Source organism: Pseudomonas sp. RT6P73, assembly GCF_054897715.1.
This window is the reverse complement of sequence record NZ_JBUBUV010000002.1, coordinates 4,620,830-4,634,149: the sequence shown is the minus strand read 5'-3', so window position 1 is coordinate 4,634,149 and position 13,320 is coordinate 4,620,830. Positions and strand designations below refer to the sequence as shown.

Here is a 13,320-nt window from a genome sequence, read left to right as displayed (position 1 = left end):
AAGCGGTACTGCGTTCAAGCAGCTACCGCGCAGCTTCCGACTACTTGCAGCTTGCAGCTTGAAGCTTGCAACTGCTTTTCAGAGTTTCTCTCATGGCCCTCGACATTCACGCTCACCGCATCCTGATCCTCGATTTCGGTTCCCAGTACACCCAGCTGATTGCCCGCCGCGTGCGTGAAATCGGCGTGTACTGCGAACTGCATCCGTTCGATATGGATGAAGACGCGATTCGCGAATTCGCTCCAAAAGGCGTCATTCTCGCCGGCGGCCCCGAGTCCGTGCACGAAGCCAACAGCCCTCGCTGCCCGCAAGCAGTGTTCGACCTGGGCGTACCGGTCTTCGGTATTTGCTACGGCATGCAGACCATGGCTGAACAGCTGGGTGGCAAGGTTGAAGGTTCCGAACTGCGTGAGTTCGGTTACGCCCGTGTCGACGTGGTCGGCAAGAGCCGCCTGCTCGACGGCATCGAAGACCACATCGACGCCGACGGCCTGTTCGGCCTCGACGTGTGGATGAGCCACGGTGACAAGGTCACCAAGATGCCGCAGGAATTCCACATCCTGGCCAGCACCCCGAGCTGCCCGATCGCCGGCATGTTCGACGACGCTCGCGGTTACTACGGTGTGCAGTTCCACCCGGAAGTGACCCACACCAAGCAGGGCGGTCGGATCCTGTCGCGCTTCATCCTCGACATCTGCGGCTGTGAAGCGCTGTGGACGCCGTCGAAAATTGCTGAAGACGCCATCGCTCAGGTTCGCGCCCAGGTCGGCACCGACAACGTCTTGCTCGGCTTGTCCGGCGGCGTTGACTCCTCGGTGGTTGCCGCGCTGTTGCACAAAGCCATTGGCGACCAGTTGACCTGCGTCTTCGTCGACAACGGCCTGCTGCGTCTGCACGAAGGCGAGCAAGTGATGGCCATGTTCGCCGAGAACATGGGCGTCAAAGTGATCCGCGCTAATGCCGAAGATCAGTTCCTCGACAATCTGGCAGGCGAGTCCGACCCAGAGAAAAAACGCAAGATCATCGGCCGTACCTTCATCGACGTATTCGATGCCCAGTCCAACAAACTGGACAACATCAAGTACCTCGCCCAAGGCACCATCTACCCTGACGTGATCGAGTCTGCTGGCGCGAAAAGCGGCAAGGCTCACGTGATCAAGTCGCACCACAACGTGGGTGGCCTGCCGGAAGAAATGAACCTCAAGCTGGTTGAACCCCTGCGCGAGCTGTTCAAGGACGAAGTCCGTCGTCTGGGCCTGGAACTCGGCCTGCCGTACGACATGGTCTACCGTCACCCGTTCCCGGGCCCGGGCCTGGGCGTGCGGATCCTCGGTGAAGTGAAGAAGGAATACGCCGACCTGCTGCGTCGCGCCGATCACATCTTCATCGAAGAACTGCGCAAGGCCGACTGGTACCACAAAGTCAGTCAGGCATTCGTGGTGTTCCAGCCGGTGAAATCGGTTGGCGTGGTCGGCGATGGCCGTCGTTACGCCTGGGTGGTTGCCCTGCGTGCCGTGGAAACCATCGACTTCATGACTGCGCGTTGGGCACACCTGCCTTACGAACTGCTGGAAACCGTCAGCGGCCGGATCATCAACGAAATCGAAGGCATCTCCCGTGTCACCTACGACGTGTCGAGCAAGCCGCCAGCGACGATCGAGTGGGAGTGATCCCGGTTTCAACTGATCGTCCGTAGCACCTGAAAGGCCCCGTGAGCTTATGTTCACGGGGCCTTTTGCGTACCAGAGTCTGCTGGGTTACACCGGCAGACGCCCTTCAAGCGTCATGCCCATGCGATTGAGTGCTCGCGCAAGCAGGCCAATATTCTGGAAGTTGACCTGATGCACATCGGTCCAGGCAGGACGGTTGATCAGAACGCCGCCACCCTCTGTTCGCTCAATCATCGTCCGAACAATCTCGCCGGTCCTGCTGCGATGGATCAACGTCCAGAAGTCCTCTGATTGCTCGATGGTGAACATACCGGGACGGTACAGGAGCCGGAGGAGTGCTTCCTGTGTTCGTTGAATGACAGGAGTAGGCATTTCCAGGCTGACGTCCGCATACAAGGTGTCGAAGTCTCCGCTCATTTGCGGCTGTGGCGGCTGAACGTCGCGGCCCACCTCGATGCCATGGTCGATCTCGATGTGCAGATTCTGGTCAGGAGCAACCTCTTCGATCCGCAAACCGATACCTCCCTCCGTTTCGCTGATGCCGGCAATGCCCCTGAACGTGTTGGTGTTTTCCTGGTCGGTCAGCGCCACCCATTTTCCAGGGTTGTAGGCTTCGTTGGCCTGAATGATCGTGTGAGTGAGGTAGTTCTTGATGGATTGTTGAGACATCGTGCCAAAGGACGCGCCTTCGTATCGATAGCTTGCCAGGCAATCAGTGGCCTGGATTCGAATGCCGTACTGTTGGGCCGTACGGACAACTTCCAGTGGTGTGAACTGCCCGGCGGGATCGCTCTGAAGCTGTTTCAAATACAGTCCCAGCATGCCGTCCATTTTTCCTGTTTCGGCGAAATTGTTCAGGTCGACTTGACTGAAGTCGTTAAGCAAACGGTGCATGTAGATCGTCTTGACGCCTTGTTTCGACAGCGTCTCCATGTTTTCGATGAGGAACCGCATGCTGGCAATACGATCCTGACTTTCACCGACGACTAACCCGGGCGCGGCGTCGAATATTTTCTCGATAAGTTCCGGGACGGTCGTGGATGGGGTGATGACGGGCTGTACCGGACGTGCTGGCAATGAGGCGAAAAAGTTTCCTGGAGAGTGAAATGTGCGCGCATCTCTTACCAGGGCCGTGCGCCGTGCGGCGATGTATTCATCGTACGCAGTCACCCCTTTGAGGGTCCCATCGGGAAGGTTGACGATTTTGACGTGTGTTTCTTTTTCGCCCAGTGCAATTTGGTTCATTGAACGTCCATTGGGGGCATCGTATTTCGTCAGGTGTCGAAACAAATCAGCCGGTGGCCGGGCTTGGGTGGTTCCCGTGGAAGATCCGGGAACGGGTTCGACGAGGTCCTTGCCGCCGCCCTTTAATCCACTTTTCGGCGCCAGTTCCCATTCACCCTCGGCATTCAGGCGTACCGGCATTGATCCTGAAGTAGCGAGCGGTTTTTCCGGATCGATGATGGCCCACGTACCGCCGCCGTTGATGTCGGCTTCGTAGCGCACGAAGTAAGCCTGGTCGTTCATCAGAATAGCGGTGGAAGGGTTTGAGTCCAGCGAGTAGATGCCCTGGAATTTTCCGCTCGTGGCCAGGGGCGCTTGGCTTTCGAGGATTTCATTGCTCTGCCAGTGCTCGGGAACTTCTAATACTTGCCCGGAGTCTTTCGGCAGGGGAGTGAACTCCTCAAGTTGACGGATTATTCCCTGAGCATCATCGGACGCTTGTGTTGATTGCGCACCGACAGGTTCATCCGGATGACCGGCCGCTCTCAGGTCTGCCATCTCAGCCGCTTCGGCTGCGTCGACCGAAGCTCCTGCTTCCTCCAGCACGTCGACGTCCTTGAGCAGCGGGATATTGAACAGGGCATTGATGCCATCGAGCACCGCGCCAATCACGCCTGCCTTGCGTTCCGCCGCCGTTTTGCCATTGACCGCTTTGTCGATGTTCAAACCCATCGCCGCGACACTGGCCCCGATCACCGGCAACGCGATCGGCCAGCCCAGAACCGTCAATGGCCCAAATACATGCAGACCGGCAGTCAGGTAACCCAGCCAAAGCTGTTTGCGCATTTGCCCGTGGGTTACTAGCGTCAGGTCGGCCTCTTCCAGCATCGTGCTCTGGACCGCCCGGCTCTGCCAGGTGAAAGCATCGCCGTTGATGGTGATGTTTTTCTGATTGATCAAGTGGTGGTCGTATTGACCCCAGGTGCCGACCAGCTGGTTCATCAACGGGGTGATGTTGTCATGGACTTCTTTACGGACCGACAGCGGGAAATGGGTCATGAACTCGGTGCGTGGCTGCTCTTCGTTCATTTGCAGCAAGATCCACCAGTGCATGTCCGTCAGTGTCGGGTGCACCTGGAAGGGCTGTGCGGCGCCGGGGACGTAAGTGATCTGCCGATCTTTTTGGTCGACGATGCGCAGAATATCGGTGGCGACATGCCCTGCGACATCAAGGGCGCAGACACGAAGATCCGCAGGCGAAGCGGTTTGCGACTGCAGGGTCGCAAGGCTGATTGGCCAGGCCGCGCCACCGACGACGGCTCTTACGACGGTCTGAAAATCCTCCTCGTCCAGTTGACCGATTTGCCGTGCCTCGACGGCTTTGCTGAGGTAGTTACATTTGGCGAGGGCCCGGAAGTCATCGAAATGAGTCGTCCAGAAAGCGTTCAATTTATTCAGATAGCGTTCACTGAGGTTCATCTCCCACAGGTCCGTCAGGACCTTGCTGGGGTACATCCGCACTTCATTGGTTTCATTGAAAATACTGGCGTTTGCATCCGCAGTGTAAAACCCGCCATTACTGTTGAGTTCGAGGGCGTCGTCTTGATCGGTCACGCGGTACCCATGGATGACCAGTTGCGTCAGGGTCAATGATTCACAGGGTTTGGGGGCGTGCTCCCAACTCAGAAAAGCCTTGGTGCTGCTGGCCGAGACGTTGTCGAACCGATGCCACCAGACCTGATCCGGGTCCATATTGGTGATGCCGTGTTTTTTCAGGATTTCGCTGGCGACCGCGTGGGCTTCTTCTTTCAAGCCCGGGCAGGCTGTCACGACGACGGGGGCAATCGTTAACAGTTGCTCCTTGTCGGCGGCATTGGGTAACGCTTCAGTACTCTGATCAACGGGCATGCTCTCGCTCCTTGAGAAATGGGCCGTGAGGATTACCCATTTGCTCAAGGCAAGTGCACTACATAGTTATGCCCACATGCATTTCGTGACCGTGTAGGGTCAGCGCCGTGCCACATCCGAAAAGTAGAATTTGTCGAGGGTGTGCCGTGATTCGGTGTACTCGAACTGGCGACCGTCCTGCAGGAAAGTCTGGTTGCTGACCACGATCACATGGCTCTGGCCGTCGAGGTCCAGGTGGTGCTGGTCGTCCTTGCTCCGGGGTACCGCTTCGATGGTGCGCTGGGCGTAGGCGATTTGCAGTTGCAGGGTCTGCTCGATGAAGGCGTAGATCGACTGCTCGGCGATCTCGCGGGACAAGCCGGGAATCACGTCGCTGACAAAATGGTTGATGTCGAGGATCACGCGTTTGCCGTCGATCCGCCGAACTCGCTTGATCCGCGTGATCAGGCTGCCTTCTTCAGCCTTGATGTGTTCGAGCAGCGCGCCTTCGAGGGGGATTTGTGAGAATTCGACCACCTCGGTGCTGACGTCGTTGCCCAGTCGCGGGTAAGTCTCCTGGAAGCTGACGATGCCGCCCAACTGGAATTCGATCGGGTTGGTCGACAGCACGAAGGTGCCTTTACCGTGGACTTTCTGGGCGAAACCGCGCTCCTGCAATTGCTCGATGGCCTTGCGCACGGTGCCGCGGCTGGCTTGATAGCTGTCCATCAATTCGGTTTCGGAAGGCAACCGGGCGCCGCGTTCCAGACGTTCGGTCGTGATGCTGGCAAGCAGATCGCTGTAGATCTGGTTGTATTTACTCATGGGTATGGCTCTGTGCCGCGATGTGCTCAAGGTTTCGAACCTTAAGGGCAGGGTAGGGGTTTGTCCATGCGGGTTTAGGTTTCATCGTTCCGGGGTGTAGGAAAAGTCGCCGACTGTCGGGCTTTAGGTAAACAAAACCAAACTCGTCTGTACGAGTTGTTGCTTTAACTCGTACAGACGAGTACTTTTCGCTTCGGCGTGCTGCCAAAACAAAAAACTACAGCGGAAGAAAAGCATGAGCCACGACTATCCGAACATCGCCAGCGAGCTGCTGCAAAGCCTCGGCGGCAGCGACAACCTCGAGCAGGCCGCGCACTGCGTCACACGCCTGCGCCTGGCCCTCAAGGACCCGAGCCTGGTCGACAGCGCCACGCTGAACCAGATCGACCTGGTGAAAGGCTCGTTCTTCACCGGAGGCCTGTTCCAGGTGGTCATCGGCCCCGGCGAGGTTGAAAAGGTGTATGCCGAACTGCGCCGCCAAACCGGTCTCGCCGCATCAACCATCGCCGACGTTAAACAAAAAAGCGCCGACAAGATAAACGCCATGCAGCGTCTGGTGCGGGTGTTCTCCGACGTGTTCATGCCGATCCTGCCGGCGTTGATCATTGCGGGGTTGTTGATGGGTATCAACAACCTGATTGGCGCCAAAGGCATGTTCATCGAGGGCCAGACCCTGCTGGACGCCTACCCGAGACTCGACGGACTCTGGAGCCTGATCAACCTGATGGCCAACACTTCGTTTGTGTTCCTCCCGGCGCTGGTGGGCTGGTCGGCGGCCAAGCGGTTCGGTGGCAGCGAAATCCTTGGCATCGTGCTCGGCCTGATGCTGGTTCACCCCGATCTGCTCAATGCCTGGAACTACGGCAAGGCAGTCGCGGGTCTCGAAGGGCAGAGCCTGCCGTACTTCGACATCCTCGGGCTGTTCCAGATCGAGAAGGTCGGTTACCAGGGACAAATCCTGCCGATCCTGCTGGCGGCCTACGTGATGAGCGTCATCGAAAAATGGCTGCGGGCGCGGGTGCCGAACGCGGTGCAATTGCTGGTTGTGCCGATCACCACCATCGTCGTCACTGGCGTGCTGGCACTGGCCGTGATTGGCCCGGTGACCCGGCATCTGGGGATTCTCATCACCGAAGGCGTGGTGACCCTGTTTGACCTGGCTCCGATGGTCGGTGGCGCGATTTTCGGTTTGCTCTACGCGCCGCTGGTGATAACCGGCATGCACCACATGTTCCTCGCGGTCGACTTGCAGCTGATCTCCACCCAGGGCGGCACCTTCATTTGGCCGATGATCGTCATGTCCAACCTCGCCCAGGGCAGCGCGGCATTGGCGGTGTTCTACATGACCCGCAATGTGCGCGACAAAAGCATGGCCTCGACCTCGGCGATTTCCGCTTATTTCGGCATCACCGAGCCGGCGATGTTCGGGGTCAACCTGCGCTACAAGTTTCCGTTCTATGCGGCTCTGACCGGCTCGGCCCTAGGCTGCATCTTCCTGTCGCTGAACAAAGTCCAGGCCTCGGCCATCGGTGTCGGTGGCTTGCCCGGTTTCATCTCGATCATTCCGCAGTTCATTCCGATGTTCGTGATCGGGATGGTCATCGCCATGGTTGTGCCGTTTGTTTTGACCTGCGGGTTGAGTATGAAAATTGTTCGTCCCGGCTATCGGGTTGCCTGACGGTCGCCACATCAATTTGTTGAAGGAATAGCGCCATGCAAGACTGGCAACGTTCGGTGATCTACCAGATCTACCCGAAGAGTTTTCACAGCCACGCCGGCAACCCCACGGGTGATTTGCTCGGCGTCGTGGCCAAGCTCGATTACCTGCACTGGCTGGGTGTCGATAGCCTGTGGATTACGCCGTTCCTGCGTTCACCCCAGCGTGACAATGGTTACGACATCAGCGATTACTACGCCATCGATCCGAGCTACGGGACCATGGCCGACTGTGAGTTGCTGATCGCCGAGGCCGGCAAGCGCGGGATCAAGCTGATGCTCGACATTGTGGTCAACCACACCTCGATCGAACACACCTGGTTCCAGCAGGCCCGCAGTAGCCTCGACAACCCCTATCGCGACTTCTACATCTGGCGCGATCAGCCCAACAACTGGGAATCCAAGTTCGGCGGTTCGGCGTGGGAATATGAGGCGCAGACCGGTCAGTACTTCCTGCACCTGTTCGATCACACCCAGGCCGACCTGAATTGGGACAACCCAACGGTACGCGCCGAAGTCTTCAAAATGATGCGTTTCTGGCGCGATAAAGGCGTGGGCGGTTTCCGTCTGGATGTGATCAATCTGATCTCCAAACCGGCGGATTTCCCCGAGGACAACACCGACGGTCGACGCTTCTACACCGACGGCCCGAACGTGCATGAGTACTTGCATCAAATGCACCGCGAAGTCTTCGAAGGCCACGACCTGATCAACGTCGGCGAGATGTCCTCCACCAGCCTGGAGCACTGCATTCGCTACTCGAAACCGGATTCGAAAGAACTGTCGATGACCTTCAACTTCCACCACCTGAAGGTCGATTACCCGAACCTGCAGAAGTGGATTCGCGCCGACTTCGACTTCCTCCAGCTCAAGCGCATCCTGTCCGACTGGCAGACCGGCATGCAGGCTGGCGGCGGCTGGAACGCGCTGTTCTGGTGTAACCACGACCAGCCGCGCGTGGTCTCGCGTTTTGGCGATGACGGCGAACATCGCGTGGTGTCGGCGAAGATGCTCGGCACCGCGCTGCATTTCCTTCAGGGCACACCGTTTGTGTACCAGGGCGAAGAGTTGGGCATGACCAATCCGGGGTTTGATCACATTGATCAGTACCGCGATGTCGAGACGCTGAACATCTTCCGGCTCAAGCGCGAAGCCGGTGCGAGTGATGCCGACAACATGGCGGCGATCATGCAGAAGTCCCGGGACAACGGCCGTACGCCGATGCACTGGAACGCCGAGCCGAACGCCGGATTCAGTGCGGCAGAACCCTGGATTGGCGTGCCGGCCAACGCGACCCAGATCAACGTCGCCACTCAGTTCGACGACCCGGACTCCGTGCTGCATCACTACCGTCAGTTGATTGCCCTGCGCCGCAGTGAAGCGCTGATCTCCGATGGCGTCTATCGGCAATTGTTGCCGGAGCACACGCAAATCTGGGCGTATGTGCGTGAAGGAAATGGCGAGCGTTTGCTGGTACTGAACAACTTCTATGGCACGCCGTGCGAAATGGAACTGGCGGATGAAGTGATCAGCGACGCGATGGCTCAACGCGTGGTTATCAGCAATTACCCGGACTGTCCGCCGCGAAACCGACAGATTTTGTTAAGGCCCTATGAGTCATTCGTTTTGCACCTGACCGACTGACCGACCACTAAAAAAACACCGACTTAAAAAACACGCAGAACGCTGCGCGGAGGAGTTTTGCGCGCCGAATTTGCGGAACAACACAATAAAAATAATGGGGTGGTTCTTGAAAACAACAATAAATCGCAGCCTTGTCGCCGCGAGCGTGTGCCTGGCGTTGCCGTTGTCGGCCCAGGCCCTGGAATTCGGCGGTTACCTGCGCAGCGGCGTCGGGACATCGGTCAACAGTGGTAAACAGCAGTGTTTCCAGCTGCCTGGGGCGCAGACCAAATACCGCTTGGGCAACGAATGTGAGCAGTACGCCGAACTCGAACTACGTCAGGATTTGTACACCCTGGACGACGGTTCGGTGCTGAGCGTCGACGGCATGGCTTCGCTGTATAACCAGTACGACAAGGACCTGACGTTCAACGGCGATAACGGCTCGGTGCGTATGCCGCAGCTGTATGCGCAGTGGTCGAACATGCCCAGCCTCAACGGTGGTTCGCTGTGGGCCGGTCGGCGTTATTACAAGCGGAACGACATCCACATTTCCGACTTCTACTACTGGAACCAGAGTGCCACGGGCGGTGGTATCGAGGATGTGCGGATCGGCGGTCTGAAGTACAGCTACGCTTTTTCACGCAAAGACAACCTGTACCAGAAGGACTACATCAACCGTCACGATTTCAACGTCGCCGGCTTCGACACCAACCCCGGTGGTGAACTGGAACTCGGGCTGAGCTACATCGATAAACCCGACAGCCGAGAGGCTCATCGCGGTTGGGCAATCACCACCCAGCATGTGCAGAAAGGCTTTCTGGGCGGCAAGAACAAACTGGCCTTCCAATATGGCGAAGGCCCGGGCACCGGGTTGGGCTATACCGGTAACGTGAAGCTGGACGACAGCAACAAAAGTTACCGGGTCGTGGAGTTTTTCGACTGGCAAGTGACGCCACGGTTTGGCGGGCAAGTCGAGGCGGTTTACCAGAAAGACATTCGCCCGGACGGTGCCGATCAAAACTGGCTTTCTCTAGGGATTCGCCCGGCGTACGCGATCACCGAGCAGTTCAAACTGGTGTCCGAGCTGGGTCACGATCAGGTCGAAGCCACGGGCGGCACGCGCAAGCTGAGCAAGTTCACCTTCGCGCCGACGTGGTCGCCCAAAGGCCCGGAATTCTGGGCTCGGCCCGAGGTGCGTCTGTATTACACCTATGCCAGCTGGAACGAGGCGGCCAAACGGGCGGCCAATGAACTGGCGGCGGGTTCGGCGTTGTCCGATACCGGCGCCTTCGGCACGGCGCGCCACGGTTCGAATGTCGGATTGCAGGTCGAGTACTGGTGGAAATAAGCGATGCTGTCGGAGCCTCGCGCTCCATCGGCACTTCAAAGAACAAAACAGCAGGTGACGTCATGGCCACACCCCAACAATTGCAACTGCACGCCCCCCTGTCCGGCGTACTGGTGCCACTGGACCTCGTACCCGATCCGGTGTTTTCGAGCCGGGTCATCGGCGATGGCCTGTGCATCGATCCGACTTCAACGACCCTGTGCGCGCCCCTGGCAGGGTTTGTCAGCAATGTGCAGGCAAGTGGGCATGCGGTCAGCATCACCGGCGAAAATGGCGTGCAGGTGTTGCTGCACATCGGCCTCGACACGGTGAACCTGGCAGGGAAGGGGTTTACGCGGCTGGTGGAGGAGGGGCAGCAAGTTGACGTTGGGCAATCGCTGATCGAGTTCGATCCCGATTTTGTTGCATTAAATGCCCGCAGCCTGCTGACTTTGATGCTGGTGGTCAGCGGGGAGACGTTCACCTGGCTGACGCCGGAAACGGGTCTGGTAGACAGTGGCCAGCCGCTCCTGAGTTTGAACCCTGTCGAGAAAACAATGGATGCGCCGGTAGCGGAAGAGGACGAAGCACTGTTTTCAAAACCGCTGACACTGGCCAACCTGAATGGCTTGCACGCCCGTCCGGCAGCGGTGTTCGCCCAGGCGGCAAAAGGATTTTCGGCGAGCATTTACCTGCATAAAAAGCAGGAGAGCGCGAACGCGAAATCCTTGGTGGCGATCATGGCATTGCAGACGGCTCACGGTGATGTATTGCAAGTCAGCGCAGTCGGCCCGGATGCTGAAACGGCGATCAAGACGCTGACCGAACTGCTGGCGAGTGGATGTGGTGAAGCGGTAGTGGTCTCGGCGCAGGCCGAGGTGAATACGACTGAGGCGTCATCACTGACGGTGCTACGCGGGGTTTGCGCATCGCCCGGATCGGCGTTTGGCCACGTGGTGCAGATAGCCGAGCAAAACCTCGAAGTAAAAGAACTCGGCACCACACCGCAGGTTGAACGCGATCAGCTGTCTCGCGCCTTGGCGGAGGCGCTGGTGGCCCTGCAACAATTGCGTGACAACGCCATTGGCGACGCCCAGGCAGGCATCTTCAAGGCGCATCAGGAACTGCTCGAAGACCCGGGTTTGCTGGAAGTGGCTCACGTGCTGATCAACGAAGGCAAAAGCGCCGGGTTTGCCTGGCGCGCGGCCACCGAGTCGACAGCCAACTTGTTCAAAAGCCTGGGCAATGCCTTGCTCGCGGAGCGGGCGGCGGACCTGGCCGATGTGGGACAGCGGGTGCTCAAGCTGATCCTCGGCGTACGGGATCAGGCGATGGAGCTCCCTGAGGGGGCGATCCTGATTGCCGAACAGCTGACACCTTCACAAACCGCCGGACTCGACACCCGTAAGGTGCTGGGTTTCGCCACGGTCGGCGGCGGCGCCACCAGCCACGTCGCGATCCTCGCCCGGGCGTTCGGTTTGCCGGCCATCTGCGGGCTGCCTGTGCAAGTGCTGGCGCTGGTCAACGGAACACAGGTGTTGCTCGATGCCGACAAGGGCGAGCTGCAGCTGGATCCGGATCTGCAGGCCATTGAACAACTGCAAGCCAGGCGGCAGATTCAACAGCAACGCCAGCAGCATGAGTTGGCGCACGCAACGTTGGCCGCCTGTACCCGCGATGGTCATCATTTTGAAGTGACGGCCAACATCGCGTCGTTGGCTGAAGCCGAGCAGGCCATGGCACTGGGAGGCGAGGGCGTCGGTTTGTTGCGCTCGGAGTTTCTTTATCTGGACCGCAATCATGCGCCAAGCCTTGACGAGCAGACGTGCACCTACGGCGCCATCGCCAGGGCGCTGGGGCCGACGCGTAATCTGGTGGTGCGCACGCTGGACGTCGGTGGCGACAAGCCTCTGGCCTACGTGCCGATGGACAGCGAAACCAACCCCTTCCTGGGCATGCGCGGGATTCGGTTGTGCCTGGAGCGTCCGCAGCTGTTGCGCGATCAGTTCAAGGCCATCCTGAGCAGCGCCGGGCTGGCCCGGCTGCACATCATGCTGCCGATGGTCACGCAGCTTTCGGAGTTGCGCCTGGCCCGGCAACTGCTTGAAGAAGAGGCGCTGGCATTGGGACTCACGGCACTGCCCAAGCTGGGCATCATGATCGAAGTGCCGGCGGCGGCGCTGATGGCTGATTTGTTTGCACCCGAGGTGGATTTCTTCTCTATCGGCACTAACGACCTCACGCAATACACCCTGGCCATGGATCGCGATCACCCGCGTCTGGCCAGTCAGGCCGACAGCTTTCATCCGGCGGTGCTGCGCTTGATTGCCAGCACCGTGAAGGCCGCGCACGCCCACGGCAAATGGGTTGGCGTGTGTGGCGCCATGGCCTCCGAAACGCTGGCCGTGCCGTTGTTGCTGGGGCTTGGGGTGGATGAGCTGTCAGTGAGCGTGCCGTTGATTCCGGCCATCAAGGCAGCGGTTCGCGAAGTGGACCTGGTGGACTGCCAGGCCATCGCGCAGCAAGTGCTAGGCCTGGAAAGTGCGGAACAAGTGCGCGAAGCGTTGCGCCTGTATCACGAAGCGACGGTCGATACTTCACTGGTTCTGGAGAACTGAACATGTTCGAGAAAATGCAGCGAGCGTTCTGGAAAGCGTTGACGCCGGATCTGGTAGTGGATGAGCCGAAGGTGATTGCTCAGCCTGTTTTCGGGCTGGCGCCGGATATCGTAGCCGCGCTGGGTGGTGTGGATAACCTCAAGTCGCAGCAGCCTGTGGCGCTGACCCGGGTGCGGGTTGAGTTGCGAGATGTGGGGCGGATGGATCGGCAGGCTTTGAGCGTGGCAGGTGTGCCGGGCGTGATGATGCTGGATGACGGGGTGGTGCATCTGATCACCGGCCTCCAGCCGTAACCGGAACCCTGTGGCGAGGGGGCTTGCCCCCGTTCGGCTGCGAAGCAGTCGTAAACCATTCGGCGCGGTGTATCTGGTGGAAATGCGGTTGCAGGTTTTAGGGCTGCTTCGCACCCCAACGGGGGCAAGCCCCC

8 protein-coding genes are annotated in these 13,320 nt (G+C 58.9%); 6 read left to right on the top strand and 2 right to left on the bottom strand.

Features of this window, described 5'->3' with window-relative positions; translation table 11 throughout:
* Nucleotides 1–92: 92 nt before the first annotated feature.
* A complete protein-coding gene (gene guaA / locus ACYZT6_RS21540) occupies nt 93–1,670 on the top strand; it encodes a glutamine-hydrolyzing GMP synthase (protein ID WP_266016673.1) in 1,578 nt (525 codons plus the stop codon).
* A gap of 87 nt (nt 1,671–1,757) precedes the next feature.
* Here guaA and ACYZT6_RS21535 read toward each other — a convergent pair whose 3' ends face one another.
* Both ACYZT6_RS21535 and treR read right to left on the bottom strand, forming a co-directional pair.
* Nucleotides 1,758–4,802, bottom strand: coding sequence for a membrane-targeted effector domain-containing toxin (locus ACYZT6_RS21535; RefSeq protein WP_462028557.1), 3,045 nt, complete (start codon nt 4,800–4,802; stop codon nt 1,758–1,760).
* Nucleotides 4,803–4,901: 99 nt separating this feature from the next.
* Complete coding sequence (gene treR, locus ACYZT6_RS21530) at nt 4,902–5,606, bottom strand: trehalose operon repressor (protein ID WP_462028556.1); 705 nt, start codon at nt 5,604–5,606, stop codon at nt 4,902–4,904.
* Nucleotides 5,607–5,841: 235 nt separating this feature from the next.
* On the opposite strand from treR, the gene treP reads away from it, so the two are divergent.
* From treP to ACYZT6_RS21505, 5 genes are all read left to right on the top strand, one after another.
* Complete coding sequence (gene treP, locus ACYZT6_RS21525; RefSeq protein ID WP_462028555.1) at nt 5,842–7,284, top strand: PTS system trehalose-specific EIIBC component; 1,443 nt, start codon at nt 5,842–5,844, stop codon at nt 7,282–7,284.
* Between the two features lie 35 nt (nt 7,285–7,319).
* A complete protein-coding gene (treC, locus tag ACYZT6_RS21520) occupies nt 7,320–8,966 on the top strand; it encodes an alpha,alpha-phosphotrehalase (RefSeq protein WP_462028554.1) in 1,647 nt (548 codons plus the stop codon).
* Nucleotides 8,967–9,072: 106 nt separating this feature from the next.
* Nucleotides 9,073–10,296 carry a carbohydrate porin gene (locus tag ACYZT6_RS21515; RefSeq protein ID WP_462028553.1) on the top strand — a complete coding sequence of 408 codons (1,224 nt, stop codon included), beginning with the start codon at nt 9,073–9,075 and terminating at the stop codon, nt 10,294–10,296.
* 62 nt (nt 10,297–10,358) lie between these two features.
* Nucleotides 10,359–12,893 carry a phosphoenolpyruvate--protein phosphotransferase gene (ptsP, locus tag ACYZT6_RS21510; RefSeq protein ID WP_462028552.1) on the top strand — a complete coding sequence of 845 codons (2,535 nt, stop codon included), beginning with the start codon at nt 10,359–10,361 and terminating at the stop codon, nt 12,891–12,893.
* 2 nt (nt 12,894–12,895) lie between these two features.
* Complete coding sequence (locus ACYZT6_RS21505; RefSeq protein ID WP_462028551.1) at nt 12,896–13,186, top strand: PTS transporter subunit EIIB; 291 nt, start codon at nt 12,896–12,898, stop codon at nt 13,184–13,186.
* Nucleotides 13,187–13,320: the final 134 nt, after the last annotated feature.